Source organism: Croceibacterium selenioxidans (assembly GCF_018599195.1).
GTDB classification, from domain to species: Bacteria; Pseudomonadota; Alphaproteobacteria; order Sphingomonadales; family Sphingomonadaceae; genus Croceibacterium_A; species Croceibacterium_A selenioxidans.
In genome coordinates, this window is the sequence record NZ_JAHFVK010000001.1 from 279,921 (window position 1) to 304,054 (window position 24,134).

22 protein-coding genes and 1 tRNA gene are annotated in these 24,134 nt (G+C 64.2%); 11 read left to right on the forward strand and 12 right to left on the reverse strand.

Annotated elements, in window-relative coordinates:
- Positions 1-2 precede the first annotated feature (2 nt).
- Positions 3-1,340, reverse strand: a complete 1,338-nt coding sequence (gene rimO / locus KK137_RS01395; RefSeq protein WP_214535878.1) for a 30S ribosomal protein S12 methylthiotransferase RimO — start codon at positions 1,338-1,340, stop codon at positions 3-5.
- A gap of 160 nt (positions 1,341-1,500) precedes the next feature.
- Here rimO and KK137_RS01400 point away from each other — a divergent pair, with 160 nt between their 5' ends.
- Complete coding sequence (locus KK137_RS01400; RefSeq protein WP_214534222.1) at positions 1,501-1,917, forward strand: DUF1761 domain-containing protein; 417 nt, start codon at positions 1,501-1,503, stop codon at positions 1,915-1,917.
- Between the two features lie 40 nt (positions 1,918-1,957).
- Here the strand turns inward: KK137_RS01400 and KK137_RS01405 are convergent, their stop codons facing one another.
- From KK137_RS01405 to serS, 3 genes are read right to left on the reverse strand one after another with little or no spacing between them, the layout of a single operon-like run.
- On the reverse strand, positions 1,958-3,040 hold the full coding sequence (locus KK137_RS01405) for a potassium channel family protein (protein ID WP_214534223.1): 1,083 nt from the start codon (positions 3,038-3,040) through the stop codon (positions 1,958-1,960).
- Entirely contained in the window at positions 3,037-3,792 is a 756-nt protein-coding gene (gene surE / locus KK137_RS01410) for a 5'/3'-nucleotidase SurE (protein ID WP_214534224.1), read from the reverse strand. Before surE ends, KK137_RS01405 begins: the two co-directional genes overlap by 4 nt.
- The gene (gene serS / locus KK137_RS01415; protein WP_214534225.1) at positions 3,792-5,072 is read right to left on the reverse strand and encodes a serine--tRNA ligase; all 1,281 of its coding nucleotides are present in this window, start codon (positions 5,070-5,072) and stop codon (positions 3,792-3,794) included. The genes surE and serS overlap by 1 nt, the downstream gene beginning before the upstream one ends.
- A 322-nt stretch (positions 5,073-5,394) precedes the next feature.
- Here serS and KK137_RS16870 point away from each other — a divergent pair, with 322 nt between their 5' ends.
- On the forward strand, positions 5,395-6,492 hold the full coding sequence (locus KK137_RS16870) for a glycosyltransferase family 4 protein (RefSeq protein ID WP_420829319.1): 1,098 nt from the start codon (positions 5,395-5,397) through the stop codon (positions 6,490-6,492).
- On the opposite strand, the gene KK137_RS01430 is transcribed toward KK137_RS16870, so the two are convergent.
- Together KK137_RS01430 and sppA are read right to left on the reverse strand one after the other, a co-directional pair.
- Positions 6,449-6,523 (reverse strand) — tRNA-Val (locus tag KK137_RS01430). The genes KK137_RS16870 and KK137_RS01430 overlap by 44 nt on opposite strands.
- Positions 6,524-6,590: 67 nt before the next feature.
- Positions 6,591-8,480, reverse strand: coding sequence for a signal peptide peptidase SppA (sppA, locus tag KK137_RS01435; RefSeq protein WP_214534227.1), 1,890 nt, complete (start codon positions 8,478-8,480; stop codon positions 6,591-6,593).
- Between the two features lie 137 nt (positions 8,481-8,617).
- Between sppA and KK137_RS01440 the strand changes: the two genes are divergently transcribed.
- Genes KK137_RS01440 through KK137_RS01450 form a run of 3 tightly spaced genes read left to right on the forward strand, consistent with a single transcriptional unit; the run spans position 8,618 to position 11,313 of the window.
- The gene (locus KK137_RS01440; protein ID WP_214534228.1) at positions 8,618-9,628 is read left to right on the forward strand and encodes an aspartate carbamoyltransferase catalytic subunit; all 1,011 of its coding nucleotides are present in this window, start codon (positions 8,618-8,620) and stop codon (positions 9,626-9,628) included.
- Complete coding sequence (locus KK137_RS01445) at positions 9,625-10,854, forward strand: dihydroorotase (protein WP_214534230.1); 1,230 nt, start codon at positions 9,625-9,627, stop codon at positions 10,852-10,854. The genes KK137_RS01440 and KK137_RS01445 overlap by 4 nt, the downstream gene beginning before the upstream one ends.
- Before the next feature lie 45 nt (positions 10,855-10,899).
- Complete coding sequence (locus KK137_RS01450; protein ID WP_214534232.1) at positions 10,900-11,313, forward strand: GFA family protein; 414 nt, start codon at positions 10,900-10,902, stop codon at positions 11,311-11,313.
- A 356-nt stretch (positions 11,314-11,669) separates the two neighbouring features.
- On the opposite strand, the gene KK137_RS01455 is transcribed toward KK137_RS01450, so the two are convergent.
- Genes KK137_RS01455 through KK137_RS01465 form a run of 3 tightly spaced genes read right to left on the reverse strand, consistent with a single transcriptional unit; the run spans position 11,670 to position 14,339 of the window.
- Positions 11,670-12,971, reverse strand: coding sequence for an SPOR domain-containing protein (locus KK137_RS01455; RefSeq protein WP_214534234.1), 1,302 nt, complete (start codon positions 12,969-12,971; stop codon positions 11,670-11,672).
- Between the two features lie 6 nt (positions 12,972-12,977).
- Positions 12,978-13,607: a hypothetical protein gene (locus tag KK137_RS01460; RefSeq protein ID WP_214534236.1), complete on the reverse strand. Its 630-nt coding sequence runs from the start codon at positions 13,605-13,607 to the stop codon at positions 12,978-12,980.
- Between the two features lie 15 nt (positions 13,608-13,622).
- Positions 13,623-14,339: a ParA family protein gene (locus KK137_RS01465; RefSeq protein ID WP_214534238.1), complete on the reverse strand. Its 717-nt coding sequence runs from the start codon at positions 14,337-14,339 to the stop codon at positions 13,623-13,625.
- Between the two features lie 223 nt (positions 14,340-14,562).
- Here KK137_RS01465 and KK137_RS01470 point away from each other — a divergent pair, with 223 nt between their 5' ends.
- Together KK137_RS01470 and KK137_RS01475 are read left to right on the forward strand one after the other, a co-directional pair.
- On the forward strand, positions 14,563-15,714 hold the full coding sequence (locus tag KK137_RS01470; protein ID WP_214534245.1) for an SPOR domain-containing protein: 1,152 nt from the start codon (positions 14,563-14,565) through the stop codon (positions 15,712-15,714).
- A gap of 36 nt (positions 15,715-15,750) precedes the next feature.
- Entirely contained in the window at positions 15,751-17,022 is a 1,272-nt protein-coding gene (locus KK137_RS01475) for a DUF418 domain-containing protein (RefSeq protein WP_214534247.1), read from the forward strand.
- Here the strand turns inward: KK137_RS01475 and KK137_RS16905 are convergent.
- Entirely contained in the window at positions 16,956-17,276 is a 321-nt protein-coding gene (locus KK137_RS16905) for a hypothetical protein (RefSeq protein ID WP_476695912.1), read from the reverse strand. The genes KK137_RS01475 and KK137_RS16905 overlap by 67 nt on opposite strands.
- Positions 17,277-17,371: 95 nt before the next feature.
- On the opposite strand from KK137_RS16905, the gene bfr reads away from it, so the two are divergent.
- The 3 genes from bfr to KK137_RS01495 all read left to right on the forward strand — a co-directional run bounded on the left by bfr (position 17,372) and on the right by KK137_RS01495 (position 21,334).
- Positions 17,372-17,854, forward strand: coding sequence for a bacterioferritin (gene bfr, locus KK137_RS01485; protein ID WP_214534254.1), 483 nt, complete (start codon positions 17,372-17,374; stop codon positions 17,852-17,854).
- A 127-nt stretch (positions 17,855-17,981) separates the two neighbouring features.
- Positions 17,982-20,318 carry a TonB-dependent receptor plug domain-containing protein gene (locus tag KK137_RS01490; RefSeq protein WP_214534256.1) on the forward strand — a complete coding sequence of 779 codons (2,337 nt, stop codon included), beginning with the start codon at positions 17,982-17,984 and terminating at the stop codon, positions 20,316-20,318.
- Positions 20,318-21,334, forward strand: a complete 1,017-nt coding sequence (locus KK137_RS01495; protein WP_214534257.1) for a phytase — start codon at positions 20,318-20,320, stop codon at positions 21,332-21,334. The genes KK137_RS01490 and KK137_RS01495 overlap by 1 nt, the downstream gene beginning before the upstream one ends.
- Before the next feature lie 89 nt (positions 21,335-21,423).
- On the opposite strand, the gene KK137_RS16510 is transcribed toward KK137_RS01495, so the two are convergent.
- Both KK137_RS16510 and KK137_RS16515 read right to left on the reverse strand, forming a co-directional pair.
- Positions 21,424-22,284: a TonB-dependent receptor gene (locus KK137_RS16510; RefSeq protein ID WP_250893541.1), complete on the reverse strand. Its 861-nt coding sequence runs from the start codon at positions 22,282-22,284 to the stop codon at positions 21,424-21,426.
- Positions 22,285-22,311: 27 nt separating this feature from the next.
- A complete protein-coding gene (locus KK137_RS16515) occupies positions 22,312-23,478 on the reverse strand; it encodes a TonB-dependent receptor plug domain-containing protein (RefSeq protein WP_338027914.1) in 1,167 nt (388 codons plus the stop codon).
- 107 nt (positions 23,479-23,585) lie between these two features.
- Between KK137_RS16515 and KK137_RS01505 the strand changes: the two genes are divergently transcribed.
- Positions 23,586-24,095 carry a homogentisate 1,2-dioxygenase gene (locus KK137_RS01505; RefSeq protein WP_214534259.1) on the forward strand — a complete coding sequence of 170 codons (510 nt, stop codon included), beginning with the start codon at positions 23,586-23,588 and terminating at the stop codon, positions 24,093-24,095.
- The last annotated feature ends 39 nt before the right edge of the window (positions 24,096-24,134 follow it).

The window sequence follows — 24,134 nt, forward strand, 5'->3', positions numbered from 1 at the left end:
GATCAGCCGATCACCCCGAAGAGGTCGTGCGCGTCGGCATCCTCGACGGTGACCTGCACGATGTCGCCCGGCTGCAGCGTGACCGGCACGTTGCGGAGGTAGACCGCACCGTCGATCTCAGGCGCATCGGCCTGGCTGCGGCCGGTGGCGCCGATGTCACCATCTTCATCGGGCTCCCCGACTTCGTCGATGATTACCGGCAGGGTGCGGCCGATCTTGGCCTGGAGCTTGGCAGCGCTGATCCGCTCGGTCACTTCCATGATCCGGGCGTAGCGCTCTTCCTTGAGCGCTTCGGGCACCTGGTCCGGCAAGTCGTTGGCGGCCGCGCCGGCCACGGGTTCGAAACGGAAGGCGCCCACGCGGTCCAGCTGAGCGTGGTCGAGCCAGTCGAGCAAGTATTCGAAGTCTTCCTCGGTCTCTCCGGGGAAGCCGACGACAAAGCTGCTGCGGATCGTGAGGTCGGGCACGATCTGGCGCCAGGCCTTGATCCGCTCAAGCACCTTGGCCTCGTTGGCCGGGCGCTTCATCGCCTTGAGCACCTTGGGGCTCGCGTGCTGGAACGGGATGTCGAGGTAAGGAGTCAGCAACCCCTCTGCCATCAGCGGAATGACCGCGTCGACGTGAGGGTAGGGGTAGACGTAGTGCATCCGCACCCACGGCGTTTCGCCCTGCGGAGTGCGGAGCTGTCCGAGCTCGCGGGCGAGGTCGGTCATGTGGGCGCGGACCGGGCTGCCCTTCCACATCTGCTCCTGGTGGCGAATGTCGACGCCATAGGCACTGGTGTCCTGGCTGATGACCAGCAGCTCCTTGGTGCCGGCCGCGACCAGCTTTTCGGCCTCGCGTAGCACGGCATCGATGCGTCGGCTGGCTAGCTTCCCGCGCAGGTGCGGGATGATGCAGAAGGCGCAGGAGTGATTACAGCCCTCGGAAATCTTGAGGTAGCTGTAGTGACGCGGGGTGAGCTTGATCCCCCCTTCATCGGGTTGCGGGATCAGGTCGACGAACGGGCCCTGGGTCGGCGGCGCCGCCTCGTGGACGGCTTCGACCACCTGTTCGTACTGGTGGGCGCCGGTCACGGCGAGCACTTCGGGGAAGCGAGCGCGGATCACGTCGGCCTCGTCACCCATGCAGCCAGTCACGATCACGCGGCCGTTCTCGGCAATGGCTTCGCCGATCGCCTCGAGGCTTTCCTCCTTGGCGGAATCGAGGAAGCCGCAGGTGTTGACCACGACCACGTCGGCGCCCTCGTAATCGGGGCTCATGGCATAGCCATCGGCGCGTAGGCGCGTGAGGATGCGCTCGGAATCGACCAGGGCCTTGGGACAGCCAAGGCTGACCATGCCGATCTTCTTCGCCTCCGGAATGGAGCGAACGTCTGGAGTTGCTGATGCCACGATGGCCGCGCCCCTACACCCAAACCGCGGTTTGCGCTAGGGTGGTGAAAGGTACCGCGCTCAAGTAGCCGAAGGCGATAGCGCGACTAAGGATCCGGAGGGGAATATGGGACCCGTCAATTGGCTCGCGGTCGTACTCGGCGCAGTGGCGTTTTTCGCGGTTGGGGCGGTCTGGTACAGCTTTCTGTTCAGCAAGGCCTGGCAGCGCGAAGTCGGCATGGGCGAGGCGGAGAAAGCTGCCGCCCAGGCCAAAGGCGCTAGTCACTTCGTCACGATCATGGGCTTGACCCTGGTGCTGGAGCTGATCGTGTCGTGGATGCTGGGGCACCTGGTCGCCCGCACCAGTCCTTCGCCTCACGTGATCATGATGTTCGCGGTGGGGTTCGGCGCGTTCCTCATGACGCCCGCGATCGGGATCAACTACCTTTACCAGAACCGCTCGCTGAAGCTGTTCCTGATCGATGCCGGCCACTTCATCGTCGGCACGGCGGCGATGGGCGCGGTGCACGTGTTTTTGAGCTAACCCGCCAGGGCTTCCGTTCCCGCTTGCGGGAGGGGAGCCGCTATGGCGTGGTCTCACACTCGGTCGCTTCGGTCGGCTTGATCTCGACCACGAGGTCCCCGGCCTGGAGCGATCGGGCCTCGGCCTCCCAGAAACCGTAGGGTTTGCCGTCACGGTAGAGCCGGAGGCCTTGGCCGCCCGTGGCGAGATTGTGGAGCGACTTGCCGACCTCCTCCGGATGCACCGGTCGCTCGACCAGTTGGACCTTGCCGCTGACCGAGGCGAGATCGGCGAGATATTCGGCGACATGCGCCCCTTGCGAACTGCCCGCGAGCAGCAAGCCGGTGAAGCGGACGGGGTTGATCACATTGTCGGCGCCGGCCTGTATCGCGAGAATCTCGTTGTCGGTGGCGCGGATGACGACGCTGATCGGCACGCCCGGTGCAAGATGACGGGCGGTCAGCACGATCAGGATCGAGGCATCGTCTCGCCCGGCTGAGACCAGCACGGAGCGCGCCTTGGCGATCTGCACGGCAATGAGATGCTCGTCGCGCGTGGCATCGGCCTCGATCACGTTGCAGCCCAGTTCTTCGGCCGCTTCGAGCCGTTCGGGGTCGGTGTCCATGACGACAATGCATTCGGGATCCGTCCCCCGGGCGATCAGCTCAGCCACCGCCTCGGCGCCGGAGATGCCGTAGCCGAGCACGACGATGTGGTCCGAAAGCTGTTCCTGGATGCGAGCCATGCGCCATTTCTCCCAACCATGCTTGATGACGAAATTATAAGCCGCGCCAACGAAGATGAAGAGCACTGCCACGCGGATCGGAGTGACGATCACCGCTTCCACCAGCCGTGCGCTGTTGCTGACCGGGGCGATGTCGCCAAACCCCGTCGTGGTGATCGAGATCATCGTGAAATAGAACACGTCGAGGAAGCTGACATGACCGTCGTGGCTGTCCACGAGTCCATCCCGGCCGATCCAGTGGATCAGCACCACGATGAACACGAGGGCCAGCGCCGCGCCGAGACGCAGGCTGGCGTCGGCCCAGACCGGCACCTTGACCGCCCGGCGCAACGGGGTGAACTTGCGGGCCCTTACCGACTGAGTGTGTTTCTGCTCCGTCGGATTGGGCCGCTCGATCATGCCGCGTAGCTCTCCGCCAGCGAACCGAGGGAGGCGTAATGGGTAAGGTCGACATGGAGCGGGGTCACCGAGACATAACCCTCCGACACCGCTTCGAGATCCGTCCCGTGGTCGAGCGTATGCTCGATGTCCTCAAGCCCGAACCAGTAGTAGGGCCGCCCGCGCGGGTCGGTCCCCTCGAGCAACAGACCGCGCGCGTAGTCGTGGAAGCCCTGCCGCACGACGCGAATGCCCTTCACGTCCGCAGCGGCGAGCGCGGGAAAGTTCACGTTGATCACCGTGCGCTTGGCCATCTGCAGGTCTAGCAGGGGGGCAAGTACCTTCTGGGCCCATCCCTCGGCCGCTGCGAACCCGTGCCCGGCATCACGCATGACCTGGCTCAGCGCCACGGCGGGAATACCGGCGAGCGCCGCTTCCATCGCAGCGGAGATCGTGCCGGAGTACGTCACGTCGTCGGCGAGGTTCTCGCCATTGTTGACGCCTGAGATCACCAGGTCGGGCGGGCGATCGGGAAACAGCTTGCGCAGCGCCAGGTTCACCGAGTCCGTTGGTGTGCCTGTCACCGAATAGCGCTGCTTGCCATGTTCGCGCAGCCTGACTGGCAGGTGCAACGTCAGCGAGTGTCCGGCGCCGGAGTTCTCCTCTGCTGGAGCGCAGACCCAGACATCGTCCGACAGTTTGCGGGCGATGGCCTCCAGCACCTCGAACCCTGGGGCGTTGATGCCATCGTCGTTGGTGAGGAGGATGCGCATCAGGTGGCTGGGACGAGCTTGTCGACCCCTCCCATATAGGCGGTGAGCGCCGCGGGAACGGCGACTGTGCCGTCCTCTTGCTGGTAGTTTTCCAGCACCGCCACCAGCGTCCGGCCTACCGCCAGGCCTGAGCCATTGAGCGTATGTACGAAGGCGGTCCCCTTCTGCCCTTCGGGCCGGTAGCGCGCGTTCATGCGCCGCGCCTGATAGTCGCCGCACCAGCTGATCGAGCTGATCTCGCGATAGGCGTCCTGCCCCGGCAACCAGACTTCGAGGTCGAACGTCTTCTTGGCCCCCGCGCCCATGTCGCCCGCGCAGAGCAGCATCTTGCGATAAGGCAAGCCGAGCGTCTCCAGGATCGCTTCGGCGGATTCGACCATGTGACCGTGTTCGGCCTGCCAGTCTTCGGGACGGCAGATCGTGACCAGCTCCACCTTTTCGAACTGGTGCTGGCGGATGAAGCCGCGCGTATCCTTGCCCGCGGCGCCTGCCTCCGAGCGGAAGCACGGGGTGAGGGCGGTGAGGCGGATCGGTTGCGACAGGTCGTCGAGGATCTGTTCGCGCACCGAGTTGGTCAAACTGACCTCGGCCGTCGGGATCAGCCAGCGGCCATCGGTCGTTCGAAACAAGTCATCGGCGAACTTGGGCAGCTGGCCGGTCCCGAAGACGGTTTCATCGCGCACCAGCAGCGGTGGGGCGCACTCGACATAACCCCTTTGGGCAGTGTGGAAGTCGAGCATGAACTGGGCGAGCGCCCGGTGCAGCCGCGCCATCGATCCGCGCAGGAATGTGAAGCGCGCCCCGCTCATCGCAGCACCGGTCTCGAAATCCAGGCCCAGCGGGGGGCCGAGGTCGGCATGCTCCTGGGGTTCGAAGGCGAAGTTGCGTTGCTCGCCCCATCGCGCGACTTCGAGATTGCCCGTCTCGTCTTCGCCGTCGGGTATGTCCTCGGCCGGGATGTTGGGGATCGCGGCAAGCAGTTCGTCGAGCTCCGCGCCCAGCGCCCGGTCTTCGTCTTCCAGCGCCGGCAGAGTGTCCTTCAGCTGCGCCACTTCGGCCTTGAGCGCTTCGGCGGTGGCGGTGTCACCCTTGCCCATGGCGGCACCGATGGCCTTCGAGGCTTCGTTGCGGCGAGCCTGGGACTCCTGCACCCGGGTTGTTACCGAGCGGCGACGTTCGTCCAGCTCGAGGATGCGGGCCGCAATCGGCTCCACTCCGCGTCGGGCAAGGCCGGCATCGAAAGCCTGCGGGTTTTCGCGAATGGCGCGTAGATCATGCATGGTCGCGGCCTATGCCCGTTGCCCCCGGATATTGTCCAGTGGAGAGCGAGTTTCGCGCCGACCGCTGGGCCAATATCCCTCGGGCCTACCCCCTTCGCCCATTTGAAATAGCGAAATGGCTATGTCAGTCTTCGCCCTGGGGGTGAAAGATCAAGGGGCGACTGCTGTCAAAGCTGGGGTGTCTGTGAAGGGCCAGTCTGGGCCGTCAGGAGGCGTCGCGGGCGACCCGGTCCGAGGTGCTGCGCGAGGCCACGTGGCATTCGCGCTGCCCGGTCTGGGCGCTGGCGGGGCAGAGCGCGTCGTCAGCATTATCGCAAACGCCATGGTGAAGCGGGGCTGGCGTGTGACAGTCCTTGCGTTCGACGAACCGGCGTCTCGGTCTTATTACGACTACGATCCGGCCGTGGAGATCGTCAGCCTCGGCTACGCGCCAGCCCGACGACCGGCGATCGAACGGACGCTGCGCACGGTAACCCGTATTCACGTTCTGCGGCGGGCGCTGGATCGCTTGCGGCCCGACGTGGTCCTGAGCTTCCTCACCCGCACCAACGTGGTTGCCTTGCTCGCCACGATCGGAATGGACATTCCCGTGGTGGTCTCCGAACGCAACAACCCGGAGGTCCAGAACTTCGGCCGGATATGGTCGGTTCTGCGCGCCAAACTCTACCCCTCGGCGTTCGGCCTCGTCACGATGACGCCCCACGCGATGGACTTCTTTCCCGAGAAGATGCGGCGCCGTGGGTGGGTAATTCCCAATCCGGTCATGCCCCCCGTCGTGCAAGCCCGGGCGGAACCGTCCGACACCAGGACGGTGGTGGCGGTGGGCCGACTGGTCCGGCAAAAAGGCTTCGACTTGCTGTTGCGGGCCTTCGCACGAATTGCCGCCAGCCACCCCGACTGGAACCTGGTGATCTGGGGCGAGGGCGAAGAACGCCCCGCGCTAGAGCAGGAGATCGCTCGGCTCGGCCTCGAGGGCCGGGCCAGCTTGCCGGGCATTACCGCGCAGCCAGGAGGCTGGGCGAGCGGCGCGGACTTGTTCGTCATGTCGTCGCGTTACGAAGGTTGGGGCAATGTGCTGCTCGAGGCGCTGGCGGCTGGTATTCCCTCGATCTCGTTCGATTGTCCCTGGGGCCCGCGCGAGATGGTCAAGGACGGCGTCAACGGATTGCTGGTCCGCGCGGAAGAAGTTCCCGCGCTGGCGGCCGCGCTTTCCAAGATGATGGACGACCCCGCCTTGCGTGAACGCCTGGCGGCGGAGGCGCGGCGATCGGCCGAGCGTTTCACGCCCGGTCCCATCGTGACCGCCTGGGAACAGACCGCGGAGGCCGCGATAGCGAGAAAGCGCTTGCGCCAGGATGAGTCGCAGGACCGAAGCCTGGTGGGCGCGGCAGGGATTGAACCTGCGACCCCACCCGTGTGAAGGGTGTGCTCTACCACTGAGCTACGCGCCCGCACGTGGGGACATGACCCCGCGGCAGGGGCGCGCCTTTGCCACGCGCGCCCGCCGCTTGCAAGCCGTCAGTCGAGCAAATACCGGGCGAGCCAGCCATACACGGTCGGTGTTCCGCCATCGAGCGACACTCGCCGGAGCGGAGCGGCGGGTGCCGGGCATTCGAGGCACCGGGCCTGGGCGCCGCGAACCTTGAGCAGTCCATGCAAATCAGACATGATCCGCGCCCCGAGCTGGCGATCGTTGCGAGCGAAGAAGGCGAACATGTCGCTGCCTTTCGCTTCGCTGCCTTCGGCTTGCAGGATCCGCTCGATCACCGAGGCGAACGGATCCACGTCCCTGCCGAGGTAGTCCGCGTGCCAGTTACCCTTCTTGAGCTGGGCCTGCTTCGCCGCCCATTCGATGGCCGCGTCCAAGTCGCCGAACTGATCGACCAGGCCAAGCTGCCGGGCCGAGCCGCCGTCCCATACGCGGCCCTGGCCAAGCTCGTCAGCCCGCGCGCGGGAGATGCCGCGGGACTCGGCCACTAGCGAAAGGAAACGCTCGTAACCGGATTCGACAGTCGCCTGCAGCACGGCCTCTGCCTCGGGTGTAAGCCCGGCGAAGAGGTCTGGCTGGCCCGAAAGACCAGTCGTCTTGACGCCGTCGGTGGTCACGCCGAATTCGGCGAGAGCGTCTTCGAATGTCGGGAGAACGCCAAAGATGCCGATGGACCCGGTGATCGTCTCTGGCTCTGCAAAGATGCGATCGGCCGGGGTCGAAACCCAGTACCCTCCGCTCGCCGCGACATTGCCCATCGACACCACGACCGGAATGTTCCTGGCCTTGTGGCGCAGGATGGCGCGCCGGATGGCCTCGGAACCGGTGACCGTGCCGCCGGGTGAATCGACCCGCACCACCAGCGCTTTGAGATCGTCGTCCAAAGCGTCGTCGAGCAGTTCGACGATCCGCTCCGCCCCTGCCTCTCCAGGGCCGGCCATCCCGTCGCTGATTTCTCCGGCGATAGTGATGACGCCGATCTTCGCGCCCGGGGTCTTGGGTTCGATCGAGGCGTGCCACGCATCGAAGTCAGTATTGGCGAAGGCGCCGGGCGTATCGTCCCAATCGTCCTCGCCCACGATCTGCGCCACGCGCTCGCCCCATTCGGTGCGAGTGCCGGTGCGATCGACCAGGCCCGCGGCCACTGCCGCCGCCGCGAGGTCGCCCTTGCTCGCGGTGAGCCAGGCGGGAATGTCGGTGGTGGCCATGGCGATGTTGGCCTGCGGCCGCGCCTGGCGGACGTTGGCCTGCCATTCCTGCCACAGCGAGCCGTAGAGCTGCTCGTAGTTCTCGCGCGCCGCGGGTGACATCCCGCCGAGCAGGTAAGGTTCGACCGCGCTCTTGTAAGTGCCGACGCGGAAAACGTGCGCGTTGACCTTCAGCCGTTCCAGCAGGCCGGCGTAGTAGAGCCGCTCACCTCCGGGTCCGGTGATCGCCGCGCCACCCATCGGATCGACCCAGACTTCGCTGGCATGCGCAGCGAGCATCATCGAATCGTCGCTATAGGCGACTGCGTAGGCGAGCACCGGCTTCTTGGTCGTCCGGAAGCGGTCGAGCGCCTCGCCGATTTCCTGCATATGGACGTGGCCGCCGCCAAGGAAGGTCGAAAGGTCGAGAGCTATCGCCTTGATCCGCTTGTCCTTTGCCGCCTCATCGATCGCGCGCACCACGTCGCGCGCCGCAAATTCACGCGTTGGCACGGCGGAGGAGAGGAGCAAGGTCAGCGGGTCGACCGGCGAGACTTCCTCCACCACTGCGCCGTCGAGGTCGAGCAGCAGCGCCCCTTCGCGCACCACGCCGGGGCTGGGGCGAGAATTGAGGATGGCGAAGATCGCGGCGAAGAACAGCAGCAGGAACAGTAAGGCGAGCGCGTCCTTGATGCCGACGAGCAACCGCCAGACTTTGCCTGCAAAACTCATCCTATGCCCCTGTTTCCGCAAATCTTCCGTTGAACCGCAATCTAGGGGGCCTGGCGCTCCGGTTCCAGTCGAAACCGTGTTTTGCCCGCCGAGGCGACTTGCCAGTGCGGGGGGCAGGCCCTAAGGGCTCGGCTTTAATGACATCGGCGAACACCCCACCTTTCGCAGGCCGCTATCCGGCCGGTGCGCTGGCCTTTCCGCACCGCAGCCTGCTGGGCATCGGCCAGCTCGAAACCCACCAGATCCACTACCTGCTGGACGAGGCGGAACAGTGGGTTGAGCTTAACCGGCAATCGAAGAAACATACTGACAGGCTTGCCGGTCTCACCATCATCAACGCCTTCTTCGAAAATTCGACGCGCACGCTGCTGAGCTTCGAGATTGCCGGCAAGCGCCTAGGCGCCGACGTGGTCAACATGCACGCCGCGCAGTCGAGCGTGAAGAAGGGCGAAACGCTGATCGACACTGCGATGACTCTCAACGCGATGCGCGTGGATGCGATCGTGATCCGCCACGGCAGCTCGGGCGCGGTCCAGCTCATTGCCGAGCAAGTCGATTGTCCAGTTCTCAACGCCGGGGATGGGCAGCACGAACACCCCACCCAGGGCCTGCTCGATGCCCTGGCCTTGCGTCACGCCTTGCGTGCGCGAGGCCGGCAGGAATTCAATGGCCTCGTGGTGACGATCTGCGGCGACATCCTGCACAGCCGCGTAGCCCGCTCGAATATCCTGTGCCTGCAGGCGCTGGGCGCCGTCGTGCGAGTCTGTGCCCCGCCCGCGCTGATGCCCTCCGGGATCGAGGCCATGGGGGTGGAGACGTTCCACGACTTCAATGCCGCGCTCGAAGGCGCCGAGGTGGTGATGATGCTGCGGTTGCAGAACGAGCGGATGCAGGGCCAGTTCATTCCCAGTCCGCGCGAGTACCGCCATCTCTACGGCCTCACCGCCGAGCGGCTGGCCCGCGCCGCGCCCGATGCCATCGTCATGCACCCGGGACCGATGAACCGCGGAGTCGAGATCGACAGCACCGTGGCGGATCTCGCCGGCCGTTCGATCATCACCGACCAGGTCGAAATGGGTGTTGCCATCCGCATGGCCTGCCTCGACGTGCTGACGCGACGAGCCCGCGGTGTGGAGGGTTGGGCATGAAGCCGTCGCGCCCACTCACGATCACCGGCGGCCTGCTGGTCACTCCCTCGGGCGTAAAGGGAGGCACGATCCGTTGCGTCCAGGGCATGATCGAAGCTGTGGGCGAAGCTCGGCCCCAAGACGGTGACGAGCATGTCGACGCAGGCGGACAAATTGTCGCCCCCGGGCTGGTCGACTTCGGCGTCTTTGCGATCGACAAGCCGGCATTCCATTTCGGCGGCATTACCCGCGCCGCGTTGATGCCCGACGAGTCGCCGCCGCTCGACCACCCCGCCAGGGTGCGGTTCGCCGCTTCGAGCGGCAAGCCCGACCTCTGGGTTCACCCGCTGGCCGCCGCCACCGTGGCGCTGGAGGGCGAGCACCTGGCTGAGCTGGCGTTGATGCGCGAGGCCGGGGCACGGGCCGTGGCCACTGGCCGGTCGTGGATCGCCGATAGCGGCGTCATGCTGCGCTTGCTGCAATACGCGGCAATGCTCGGCCTGGTGGTCGTCACCCACGCCGAGGATGGCGGCATAGCCGGCACCGCTACCGCGACGGCCGGTGAAATGGCCACTCGCCTGGGGCTGCCCAGCGCGCCAGCGGAAGCTGAAGCGCTCGCTGTCGCGCGCGATATCGCGCTTGCCGAGATGACCGGCGCCCGCCTGCATCTACGTCAGGTCACGACACGCGCTGCGCTCGACCTCGTCCGCGCAGCAAAGAGCCGGGGGGTGGCTGTGACGGCGGGCGTTACGCCAGCGCATTTCATGCTGTCGGACCTGGCGCTACAGGGCTTCAGGACATTCGCCCGTCTCTCGCCGCCGTTGCGTGAAGAAGCGGACCGGCAGGCGGTGATAGAGGCGATCGGCGATGGCACGATCGACGTCATCGCGTCCGGCCACGATCCCCGCGGTCCGGAGGACAAGCGCCTGCCATTCGCGGATGCCACTCCCGGAATGGCCGGGGCCGAAACGCTGTTGGCCCTGGTGCTGACGCTGGTGCGCGATGGGGTGATCCCGATGGAACGGGCCTTCGACCTCGTTGCCCGCAATCCCGCTTCGCTGATCGGGGTGCAGGCCGGCGAATTGCGCGTTGGGGCCGAGGCCGACCTCGCCCTGATCGATCCGGCGAAGCCGTGGATCGTCGATTCGGCGAAGATGGCCGCGACGGCTGGAAACACGCCGTTCGACCGTCAGCCGGTCCAGGGCCGTGTGACCGGACTGTGGAAGGGTGGGGTGCCTGTCGGTTAGTTTCGACGGCTACCGGGCCCGCGTCTTTCGCTTTATGGCGCGGGAATGAAGCTCTCCTGCCACTGCGGTCAGATCCGCATCGACCTCAATAAGCGCCCTGACTACGTCAACGAGTGCAATTGCTCGCTGTGCTGCAAGACGGGTGCCCGCTGGGGCTATTTCCACCCGTCTGAAGTCGCCGTCGAAGGGGCGTCGAGCAGCTATGTCAGGGATGACAAGGACGATGCGGGCGCAGAGATACATTTCTGCCCTCGATGCGGTTCGACAACCCACTTTACCTTGACCGAGAGCGCCGTTTCCCGATTTGGAAATAGCCTGGCTGGCGTCAACCTGCGGCTGGCGGACGAAAACGACCTGGTGGGCATCGAGCTCCGTTATCCTGACGGCCGGGCCTGGTCGGGCGAGGGCGACTTTGGCTACGTGCGCGAGGCCCGCATTCTGGGGCAGCGAACGGGCTGAAATTGAAAGAAAAAACTTTCCTACAAAGCCCGAAGCGGTTCAGGGCCCTGGCGGCTCTTTTACATTGTAAGTTTGTCATCTGCGGGGCTTTGCCGCTCACTCCTCCGGCCCGTAAGCCGGCTTCGCAAGTTGACACTTTTCCCGCCCAAGTTGACACATTATTCCGCCGAGTTCCGGGAAAATTCAGCAAGTTGACAGTTCTTGGAGCGGCAAGTTGACAGTTTTCCCACGAACCGTGTCACCCCGTCACCCCTAAGGGACAACTTGGCGCTCGCCCACCGTGGTGACGGGACGAAAACAAAAACCCCTCCCGGTTAGGGGAGGGGTCCTGGGTACTCGACCTGCAAAGTGAAAGGTCAGCGGCGCGCGAGTTGCGTGCCGGTTTCGACAGCCCCTGGAAGCGGGCGGCTCTGGTCGTAAGCGAAGCAGGTATTCCCAGAAGCGCGAACCCGGCCACACATGGCCGCCGATGAGGCCTTGGCAAAGCCCGCGGCGGAAACCCGCCAGTAACGCTTGCCCCTGACCACCGCCTCGGTGATCACCATCTGGTGTCCGGAGAGCTCGGGGTACTTACGGGCATAAATGTTCCAGGCGCGCCGGGCGCTCGCTTCACTGAGGAAGCTGCCGAGCTGCACGCGGTGTGTGCCGTTGGCCTGCTGAGCGGAAGCAGTCGCGGGGCGAGCCGGAGCGCGACGAGCAGCCGGTTGCGGAGCGGCGCTCGGGGCGGCCTGTGCCACCTGAACAACCGGGGCCGCGACGTGAGTAGCGCTGACCTGCTGGAGGGCAGGGCGCTCAATTGTCTCGATTCCCGCGTTGGGATCGATCGAAGCGAGAGCCGGAAGTTCCCGAGACGGTTCGGCGATGTCGGTGAAGGCGGGCTCGGCGGTCGGAACGGCGGCTTCGGCGAAGAGCTGCTCGACGGCCGGATTGTTCGCCAGTGCGAGTTGAGTGGGCTGACCGGTGTCGCGCACACCTGATGGCACGTCCAGCAGGGTGGCGACGCGCTGCTGCCAGGCTTCCGGTTGCGCCATCATGGCCCACTCGGTCATGCGGTCGCCGACCTTGTCGGCCGGAACGTCCTGCTGCGCCATAAGGCGGGCTTCGCGCCATTGACCGGCGAGGGCGTAGGAGTAGGCCAGGTTCTGCCGCATCTTGGCGGTGTTCTCGCCGCGGCGGATGGCGTTCGACATCAGCATGATGCCGCGCTGTTGCTGTCCCGAAATCGCCAGCGCCAGGCCCAAGTCGGCAGTGGTAATGTCGCTCTCGTGCGTGTTCAGTAGCGCTGCGGCCTCGGCATGCTTCCCGGCTCCGGCGAGCGCCAGAGCGCGTCCGAGCACCACACGGGGCGAGCTCTTGCCGAGTTCCATCGCGTCACTGAAAGTGGCCGCGGCGGAATCGAACCGCCCGGCATCCAGATAAGCCGAAGCCAGAGTAGCGCGGAAGTCGGCGTTGCGCGGCTCTGCCAGGACTGCGGCCTCGGCGTGGGTGATCGCCTTGTCCTGCTTGCCCTGGGCAAGGGCCTCTTGTGCCATGCTGGCCGAAACGGCCGCGGACGGCGGGGTGCCGGTCGCACAACTTGCCAGGAGCGTCCCGGCCAGAGTGGTCGTCAGGGCGAGGTTGATCCCGCGCTTGTTGGCGATCGTGCGGTTCATGGTCATTGGCCTCTATATCCGTTGCTGTAAGTCACGCTCCACCTGCACAGCGAGTACCTCGACCTCCGGAATCTCTGACAGGAACTTGTCCAACGCCGCCGTGACCAGCTGCTGTGCGCTGCGGTTCATGACCGTGCTCGCAAGACGCAGCTTAAGGTGACGCTTGCCATCGAGGCGCAGCGTGAAAGCTGCACGACGGCCCGCGTCGGTGGCACTGCGGCGTCGGGACTCGGGGCGCTGCGGCTCAGCGGTGACTGCCGTTTCGACAGCTCGCCTTTGACGCAACACCTCGGGTTCGGGCGCGGTGAAGCTGGGATAGTCAGCCCCTTCCGCGGGAGTAACGAGGGCCGGATAATCGGCCTCGTCCTCAAATTCTTCTTCCTCGCCAAGCTCCTCTTCGCTGAACGAGCCGGACGCCGCTGCGGGCGTCAGCGAGTAGATCTCGGCCTTATGCATGGGAGCGGGAAAATCGTCTTCCTGGCCCATGTCGTTCCAACCCAGGTCTTCGAGATCCTGGGCCAGGGCCTGCGCGGTCTGCGCGCCGCCGAGCGACGCCATCTGCGGCCGCATCGCCGGTTTCGCGCCGCCCTTGCGGGCCAGAAGCGAGGGACCGAGCGAAGCGAAATTCTTTGGTTCGCTCATCGTTGCGTCCCCTTCTTACTGGGCGACGCGGCGGCCGAAGCCGCCTTGCGGGCGATAATTGCCAGGGTTTTGAACCGCAGTGCCGGGAGCAGCGAAGACGGTCCGGCGGAAGTTCTTTTCGAGCCGGTCGGCGATGTAGTGCCACAGCGCCACGACTTCCTGCGCGCTACGCCCCTCGGGTTCGACTTCCATGACCGTCCGGCCATCGATCATTGAGGCCGCGTAATCGGTGCGATGGTGCAAGGTGATCGGGGCGACCGTGCCGTGCTGCGATAGCGCCACGGCGGCTTCGGACGTAATCTTGGCCTTGGGAGTCGCGGCGTTGACGACGAAAATCAGCGGCTTGCCCGCTCGTTCGCAAAGGTCGACCGTGGCGCCAACAGCGCGCAAGTCGTGCGGGGACGGGCGAGTCGGGACGACGATCAGTTCTGCCACGGAGATGACTGACTGGATCGCCATCGTGATGGCCGGCGGCGTGTCGATCACGGCGAGCTTGAAACCTTGCTGGCGGAGGATAGCCAGGTCGTTGGCAAGCCGCGCGACGGTGGTCTGCGCAAACGCCGGGTAATCGGCCTCTCGTTCGTTCCACCAGTCAGCGAGAGAGCCTTGGGGATCGATGTCGATCAGGACCACGGGACCCGCCCCCGCACGCTGGGCCTGGACCGCCAGGTGACCCGAGAGCGTGGTCTTGCCCGACCCGCCTTTCTGCGAAGCCAATGCCAATACGCGCAAGACCAATTCCCCCTAATTCGACGCCGGAGACAAGGCGTTTCCGGCCCATTCGACAGTGGAGATCGCAGAACACCCTAAATTTTGGGTTAACTCGGCGGCGCTTTCGGAAATTGCCGCCGGCCATCCCGATTCACAGAAAATCGAGCGGCATAAAGCATTTGCTAATGGCTCATTTACTATCCTGTGGTTCGAACCGACTAACGGAGCCTGGGTAAGCCGCCTTATGTTACCTGACCTGAAGAAGCCGGTCCGCGCCGCCGCCGTGGCGCTCGCCGTATTGGGCGCAGTGCCCGCCTTGGCCGACGTGAGGGCGGGGGTAGACGCCTGGAGCCGGGGAGATTTCGCCCTGGCCGTGCGCGAATGGGAAGCGCCTGCCGCCAACGGCGATGCCGATGCTATGTTCAATCTGGCTCAGGCTTATCGGCTCGGACGCGGAGTGCCCGTCGACTTTGCTCGTGCGGAGTCACTCTATGCTCGCGCCGCAGAGGCTGGGCACATTCGGGCGGCGGACACTTATGGCCTGATGCTGTTCCAGGAGGGCCGCAGGGAAGCAGCGCTGCCTTACGTGCAGGCAGCGGCCCGACGCGGGGACCCGCGCGCGCAATATCTGCTTGGGGTGGCGCACTTCAACGGGGACGGGCTGGACCGCGACTGGGTGCGTGCCTATGCCCTTCTCACTCTGGCCAATGGATCAGGGTTGCCTCAAGCGGCTGTCGCTCTCTCGGAGATGGACCAGGCCATCCCGCTCGATCAACGCCAGCAGGGCGCCGGTCTTGCGATGCAACTGCGTGAGGAAGCGCAGCTCGCCCGAGCAACCGAACTGACCGCGGCCGAACTCGGTCCATCGCTGGCTAGTGCCGGGCCTTCGGCGGTCTCTACCGTGTCGCCGCCCGCAAGCGCATCCCGCTCGGCGCTCGACGACGCGATCCTCGCAACGGGCATGGAAAATCCTGCAGAGGCCGGAGCGAACTTCGCGCTTGGCAGCGCCGATGGAGTCGCGAGTGCACCGGGCGGAACCGACGTGCGGGAAGCAGAACCCGTCGTCGTGGCGTCGATCGAGGCTCATGCCCCCGCAGCAAGGCCGGCACGGGCCCAAGAACGTAGCGTTTCTCCCGGAGCTGCGCGCGAGTCCGCTCAGGCCGCCACCGGCCCATGGCGCGTGCAATTGGGCGCGTTCTCGGTTGCCGGCAATGCGGAGAAGCTTTGGGGCAAGTTGAGCAGCCGGTCCGAACTCAAGGGCACGGAGAGACTGATGGTTCCCTCAGGCCGGGTCACCAAGCTCCAAGCTGGCGGCTTTCCCACTCGCGCCGCCGCCGACGAGGCGTGCCGCTCGCTCCAACGTTCGGGCCAGGATTGCCTTGTGACCCGGAGCTGAAGCACCCTATGGCTCCCCCTTCCGTCGGGGAAGTCCATGAGCGAGTTGGAAGTCGAGAGCGTGACACCCAGCCAGCCAGTCAGTGCGGCTGAGCGTATTGTGGCGCTCGACTTCATTCGCGGTATCGCAGTGCTCGGCATCCTGTTCCCCAACATCGTCGCCTACGGGCATCCCATGTTGGCGTACTATTGGCCCGAGGGCCTGCCGGGCGGGTCAACGGCGTTCGACCGGTACGTGTGGCTGATCCAGTTCGTCCTGATCGACGGAAAGCTGCGCGGCGTCTTCACGCTGCTCTTCGGTGCCGGTTTGATCCTGTTCCTCGATCGTGTGGAGGCGCGGGGCGGTGGTCCGGAGCTGCAAATCAGGCGGCTCGCGTGGCTGGGGGTCTTCGGGCTCGCGCACACTTTTCTAGTTTGGACCGGCGATATCCTCCTGCTCTACGCTGTCGCCGGATTTGGCGCCCTTCTGATGACGGGTTGGGATGGGCGAACACAGTTCCGGATCGGGGTGGCCTGGTTCCTGGCCGGAGCTCTGATCTTCTCGGCAGCGATCGGGACCGCCGTCACCGCGGAAGGCTTCCCCGGAATTCCCGATCCGACGCCGATCTCCCACGAACAAGCCCAGCAAGGCGCCGCCAGCTTCGTCAAGGATGCGAACGAGGAAATCGAAGTGACGCAGGCCGGTAGTTGGCCGAAGCTGGTAGCCTGGCGTCTCACTGAAGAGGGGCCGGAGCTACCCTTTGAATTGGTGTTCTTCGCCTTGGTCGAAACCATACCGCTCATGCTCGTGGGCATGGCCCTTTATCGCCTGGGCTTGTTCGACGGACGGCTCGATCAGGCGAGGATGCGACGCTGGGGATGGATCGGCTTTATCGGTGGAGCCGTCTTGACCCTACCGATCGGGCTGTGGGTGATGTGGGCGGGGTTCCCCGTGTTACTGACCCAGTTTGCATTCAATGGCCTGTCTGCGTTCCTCCACTTGCCCATGGTTCTGGGGCTCACCGCCTTGCTCTCGCTTTGGTCCCGGACCGCGGCGCGGGGTTGGCTCGGTGACCGGGTGGTTGCGGCGGGACGAATGGCGTTCAGCAATTACCTCGGTGGTTCGATGCTGATGATGCTGGTCTTCCAGGGATGGGCGGGCGGCTTGTTTGGGCAGTTACATCGAATCGGGATGTTGCCATTGGTCCTTCTAGCTTGGGTTTTGATGCTCGCATGGTCCAAGCCCTGGCTCGCACATTTCCGTTACGGCCCACTGGAATGGTTGTGGCGCTGCCTGACGTATTGGAAATTGATGCCCATTCGCAAATAAGGCTTGCTACTGCGATCCATTCGCATTAGTTCGGGCGCGTCATGTACATCTGCGTTTGCAATGCCGTTCGGGAATGTGAACTCCGCCGCGCCGCCCAGCGCAGCTGCGGAAATGCCGAGCGAGTCTATGAAACTCTCGGCAAACGCCCGCAATGCGGCCAGTGCCTTGAAGAGGCTGACGAGATCATTTTCGAAGAGCGACTGTGCAGTTCGCAACTCGCACTCGCAGCCGCGTGATTCGATCCTGACAATCATTCGCAAACCTCAGGATTTCTGGGGTTTTCTGCCAGTTTAGGGTTGCCTCCTGGGGTGTCGCTGGCGGATAATGCGCGCATGCAGGAGAATGCGCGATGAAAGGTGATCCGCAGGTCATCGACTACCTGAACAAGGCGCTCACCAACGAGCTGACGGCGATCAACCAGTATTGGCTGCACTATCGCACGCTGAACCACTGGGGCGTGAAGAAGCTCGCGGAGTACGAGCGGCACGAATCGATCGACGAGATGAAGCACGCCGACACCTTGGCGGAGCGAATCCTGTTTCTCGATGGGCTCCCCAACTTCCAGGCTCTGCACAAGATCAAGGTGGGCGAGACGGTCGAGGAAATCCTCAAGGCCGATCTGGCGCTAGAGTATGAGGCCGTCCCATTGCTCAAGGACGCGATCGCTCACTCAGAAACCGTGCGAGACTACGTCAGTCGCGAGATATTCGAACGCATCCTCGAAAGTGAGGAAGAGCACATCGACTTCCTCGAAACCCAGTTCGACATGATCGAGCGGATGGGGCTGCAGAACTACATCCAGCTTAACTCGGAAGCACCGGAAGCGGACTGACGCGGTGGCGGCACGGCTGTTGCCGAAAAGGCACAACGTCGACCGTCATAGTCCTGCAATCGAACCGACCGTAAAGCGTCATTAGCCGTCCCTAGAGGGCCCTTCGTCACATGGACGGAGGACACTAATGAGACTTTGGGGGCACCTTTCGAACGGTGCAGCATTCACCGCGATCGCACTTGCGTTTACGCTGCCCGCACAGGCGCAAGTCGCTGATAGCGCCGACGAGGATGTGAGCGAAACTTCGCAGCCGCAGACCAGCAGCCAGATCGTGGTTCAGGCCGACATCGGCTTCCGCAATCGCAGCGAGGGCGCCGAGCCGGTTCTCGTTTATGACGAGGATTACTTCCAGCGCTTCGAGCCGCTGACCGCCGGTGATGCGCTCAAGCGCGTTCCCTCGGTCACTTTCCTCTCGGACGTCATCGAGAGCGACGGCCCGCGCCTACGCGGCCTCGATCCGGGTTACACCCAGATCCTGATCAACGGCGAGAGGGTTCCCGGCCCCAATCCAGACCGTTCGTTCTTCCTCGACCGTATTCCCGCTGAGCTTATCGAGCAGGTCGAGATCGTCCGCTCCTCTTCGGCCCGCCGCACGGGCGACGCGGTGGCTGGCACGATTAACATCAAGCTGCGCGACGCGCTGGCGCTCGACGGCGGCTATATCAAGGGCGGAGGGATCCTGTTCGATGATGGCGAACTGAAGCCGACCCTCGGCCTGTACTATGGCGGCGCGCTCGGGCCGGGCCGGGTGCTTGTCGGCGCAAACCTGCAGGGACGCTATAATCCCAAGGAGAAGCTAAGCCTGCGCTACTCTAACGACGGTGAAAACCAGCCCGTCTTCGACAACCGAGAAGACCAGAGCGATATTCGCGACGGCACCGACTACGCCTTCAACGGTAGCTATATTCTTGAGTCGGACACGACCACGGTCGAGTTCAGCGGCAACTATGTCCGCACGGACCGTGCAGAGACCGAGCGCAGCTTCGAGTATAACGTCATTTCCGGCACCCCGGGGCCGGTCGAGTCCGAAGACGACAATAACCCGGGCCTTCTGACCGACGCCCACCAGCTCGAAGATATCGATCAGGAGAACTGGGCATTTGCGGCAAAGCTCGCCCATGAATGGTCGCTCGGCAAGACCACGTTCAAGGCGAACCTCGCGCGCTTCGACGACAATGTCGACTCGACCGAGACCGAACTCGCGTTCGACACTGAAGAGGGCGATGATCCCGAATGGGAGAGCAAACTCACCGCTCAGCATAACGATGACCAGGAGCTGTCATTCGCGTTGGATCACGAGATCCCGGTGTCGATGGACATCAACTTCGTGGTGGGCGGTTTCCTGCAGGACAAAGATCGCGATACCAACATCGCCGAGACGAAGCAGAAAGGCGGACTCGATAACCGCGACTGGGATCAGTTTACGGACTCTCCGGTCGACCTCATCGGTTCGTTCGACGATCCTGAAGCTGAAGACCTCAGTTCCATCAGCGAGAAGCGGCGCGACCTTTACGCGCTGTTCGAAGGCGATCATGGCGTGGTGAGTTGGGAAGCCGGTGTTCGCTGGGAAAGCACCAGGACCCGCATCACGGATCTCATCGAGAATGCCGTGGTCGAAAACGATTACGATCACTTCCTGCCGTCGGCCTCGCTCAAGTACGACATCGGCATGGGGCGCTTTACGCTCTCTGGCGCCCGTACCGTTCGCCGGCCCCAGTTCGACTATCTTACGCCCGCGGTGTTGGTGGAGGAAATCGGCGACAACGATTTCCAGGGCAATCCGCTACTTCTGCCAGAGAAGGCTTGGGGCGCTGATTTCGGCTACGAGCACCACCTGGGCCGTACCGGAGTAATCGGGGTAAACGTGTTCTACCGAAAGGTTGAAGATCTGGTCGAACTGGCGACCGTGTTCGACGAGGATGGCGTTCCCGTTCCCGGCCAAGAGGGCGGCATCGTCCTTCAGCCGCAGAACGTTGGCAGCGGCGAGGTTTACGGCATCGAGTTCGACCTTTCGGCAGATCTGGGCTTCATCGGCCTTCCCAACACCGGTGTGTTCGGCAACCTCTCGGTGCTCGACAGCTCGGTCGAGGACGTCTTCGGGGAACGTCGTTTCAATGACCAGTCGGACCTGGTGTACAACTTCGGCGTGATCCAGAACCTGCCGAAGGTGGGCGTTGCGTTCGGCGCGACTTACCGCAAGCAAGGCTCAGCCTTCGGCCGCGTCCTGACCGAGGAAGTGACTACCACTTACGGGGCGGATCTGGAGATCTTCGTCGAGAAGCGCGTCGGTGACAGCTTTACCATCCGTGCGGTGGGTTCGAACCTGCTCGACGGTAAGAAGAAGGAAGCCTTCAACAAGTTCGACTCGATCGAAGACCAGGTGGTACGCGCCTTCGACGAATACGAACTTGAGAGCGAACGGGCGGGACCGGTGTTCCAGCTCGTCGGCCGGTACGCGTTCTGATGCGCGGCCTGGTCATCGCGGCCCTTCCGGCGAGCCTCGTGCTCGCCGGATGTGCCACCACGCCGCCCGCAGGCCTGCCGCCGGTCGCCGTCACGGCGGTGACTGAGACCGAGCCGGTCGGAACCGCAAATGCCGACGCGGCTGACGACCCGGCGATCTGGCGCAATGCGACAGACCCGTCGGCGAGCCTCATCGTCGCTACCGACAAGAAGTCCGGCCTCCTGGTCTACGACCTCAGCGGCCGGACTCGCTTCACCGACAATTCGGGCCTGCTCAACAACGTCGACCTGGCCACCATGCCCGACGGCCGAGTCATCGTCGTCGCGAGCGACCGCAACGATCCGATGAACGCCAAGTTGCGCATCTGGCGGCTGGATACGGCCAATGCGCGTCTCGAACCGCTCGGCGCGGTGTCGGGCGGCACCGGTGAAGGCTATGGCGTTTGCCTCTGGCGGAATGGCGACGACCTGATTGCCTATTCCGTGCTCAAGGAGGGCACGATCCACGAAGTGCGGATCAACCTCAATGGCGCGCCCACGGGTGAGCCGCAGCGGACGATGAAACTCGCCACCCAGACCGAAGGGTGCGTGGCGGATCCCTCCGATGGGACCCTCTACGTGGGTGAGGAGGACGTCGGTATCTGGAAGTTCGCTCCCGGTTCGACCGAGGGTGCCCTGGTCGCGCCGATCGACAACAAATACCTCGTTGCCGATGTCGAAGGCCTGGCTCTGCTTCGCACCCAGAATCGGGCAGTGCTGGTAGCTTCCAGCCAGGGCGACAATGCCTACGCCGTCTTTGCGCTTCCCGAGATGACGCCGCTCGGTCGGTTCAAGATTGCTGGCGGTCGGGTCGGATCGGTCGAGGAAACCGACGGTATCGAACTTGCTGGCGGAAGCTTCGGGCCTGACTTTCCCGACGGCCTTTTCATCGCGCAGGACGGCCACAACCAGCCTGCCGCGCAAAACTTCAAGCTGGTCTCCTGGGCCGCAGTCAAAGCGGCCCTGGGGTTGGATTGAAGAACGCCTCTTCCATAGGGAGAGGACTGTACGATCTACAATGGGGGGTCGGGGGCGGCCGCGCAGAGCCGCCCCCCGATTTTTTGCCGTCAGGTCCGGACGCGCGCCGTCAGGTAGAACCGGCGACCCGGCTCCGGAAACCCATCGGTCAGATAGTAAAGCTCGTCGAACGCATTGCGTACTCCAGCGCCTAGAGTGACCTTGTCGGTCACGTCGTAGTCGACACGGAAGTTCGCCAGCACATAACCGCCGGTGCGATAGTAGGTCGTGCCCGCGGTATTCACCGTCCAGCGGTCCGAGGCCAACTCCACGTTCGGCAGGACGTGGAGCCCTTCGACTGGCTGCCATTCGACGTAGACGATACCCTTGTGGGTCGGCACACCGGTCGGCTCGAACGCGGCGTTCGAAGGGTCCTCGTAGTCTCGCTTGATGAAGGTATAGTTGGCACCCGCGGTGAGCGAGGCGGCGATGCGAGCGTCGAGCGACAGCTCGAGCCCGTAGTACTCGGCGCTACCCACGTTTCGGCTCTGCGAGACGGCCTGACCTTCGTAAATGAACGGGAAAGACACGATCGCGTTCGAGATGTCCGAGTAGAACAACGCGCCTTCGGCATGGACCTTACCGACGTCGGTCGTTGCGCCTATTTCGTAGTTCACCGCCCGCTCGGCTTCGAGATCGGGGTTGGACACGGCGCCGCCAAAGCGCGAGCTGAAGCGTTCGAAGATCGTCGGGAAGCGGGATCGGGAGGAAATGCTGGCGTAGAGCGATGTGGTTTCGTTCGCCTGCCATTCCAGGCGGCCCTGCACGTTGTAGGCATCGGCATCGCGGATGGGATAATCGAACAGCACCGGCGTCGAGCCGCCGCCCGGCACTGTGCCGTACTCTTCCGCCCGCTTGAGATTTCGCCAGTCGTAGCTCGCCCCGACCGTGAGGGTGAAGGCGGGTGCCAACTGGCCTGAATACTCACCGGCGATGCTCTAGGTGTCTTCCTTGTTGGTCTGGGGCGGCTCCACCGCTCCACTCGGGAAGGACTGCTGGAATTCGACGTGCTCGTCGCTCCGGTAGTGCAAGGCGATGCTGAGCAAGTCGGTGTCGCTGAAGGCATAACCAAGCTCGGCCGAACCTCCCCAAGCTTCGTCCTCATAGTACGAATTGAACGCGCGTGGACGGGTCTGGGTGGTCTGGGTCGCGTCGTCGAACGCGCTCAGCAGGTTGTCGAACCCGTTGCGATAGGCGCGGGTCTTGAGCGTAAGCTGATCGGTAATCGCCGTGGTCGAGAGCCAGTAGATGCTGTCGATATTCCAGTACGGCCAGCTCCAGTTGCGCTGGCTCGCGACCGTGTCGGACACGTGGAGCGGGGCGTTCTTGGAACCTTCCTGGCGGGTGTAGCTGATCGAGTACTCATCGGTTGCGTTGGGGGTGAAGGCGACCTTGGCGTTGAAACGCCAGTCTTCGGTCTGCGAGAAATCGCGCTCGCCGCCATCTTCGCTGGCTGTCGGGGCGAAGCTGCCTGGCAAGTCCCAGTGGTCTTGCTCGTTCCGGGTATAGCTCGCCTGGGCGTACCACTTATCCTGACGGGTGCCGACCAGAGCGAAGGCCGTGTAACCGGCGTATCCCAGGTCGCGGTCGAGGTCGAGCGATCCGCGGGCCTCAGCTTCGAATTCCTGGGTAGGCTTGCGGGTCACCAGGTTGACCGCGCCGCCCATGGCACCTGGGCCGTCGAGAACCGAAGCATAGCCCTTGGCCACCTGGATCTCGGCAAGGTCGGGGGTGAGAAAGCGGCCGTAATCGAGCCGGTTGTCGGCCGGGAGATAGACCCGGATGCCGTCGATCGAGAGTGGCACCTGGAAACGGTCGAAGCCGCGGACGAACAGCAGCCGCTCGTTGCGCGATCCGCCCGAGTTCGAGGCGTTGACGCCGGGCAGGAGGCTGGCGGCTTCGTCGAGCGTATTGCGATAAAAGCTCTCGATCGCTTCCTGGTCGATGGTCTCACTGCCGATCACCGCGTCTTCCCGGGCGGGAGCGCGCACGATGATCTGGCCGAGACCGAAGGCGGTGTCATCCGCGGACGCCTCTTGGGCATGAGCGACGATGGGCAAAAGGCTAACGGCACAGGCAGCAGCGGGCAGCAGGCGTAAACGCACGAAATTCCTCCCTTTTACGGATATCAGCGTTGCGGCTTGCAATGCTGTATTCTGACGAATATGGCGCGCGCTATATTCAGCAAGATATAGTATGTGAAGGGGGTTCGATGAGAATTATTTTGGCTGCGTTTGCGCTCTTGACCGCAACCGGCACGACGGCAGCGGAGCCCGAAGCCTGTCCGCCTGCGCCCACCGCGCCACCACCGCATTTCTCGAGCTGGTCGGAGCCACGCGCACTGCCGTCAGTGACCAAGGCCGAAGACCTGGAGCAGGCACACTTCGCGGCGGGGGAAGCTGTCGAACTGCAGCTGCACCCTGATGGCGAGGTGGCCTACCAGACCCTGCCGCAAGGCGCGGGGGAAGCAAAATCGTTCGGGGGCATGGCCCGCTTCTCAGTGACCGAGGCCGGGCTGTACTCCGTCGGCCTGGGCGCGTTCGCCTGGGTAGACGTGGTCCGGAATGGGGTGCCGCAGAAGACCTCGACGTTCGGCCATGGCCCAGAATGCACGGGCATCCGCAAGGTCGTCAGCTTCCAGCTCGAGCCGGGCGACTACACCCTGGAGATATCCGGCAACGAGCAGGCGAGCATCCGCGTCCTGGTTGGCAGGGCCGGCTAGCTTTCGCGCATACTAGAGCCGCAGCCAATCCGTGCTAGT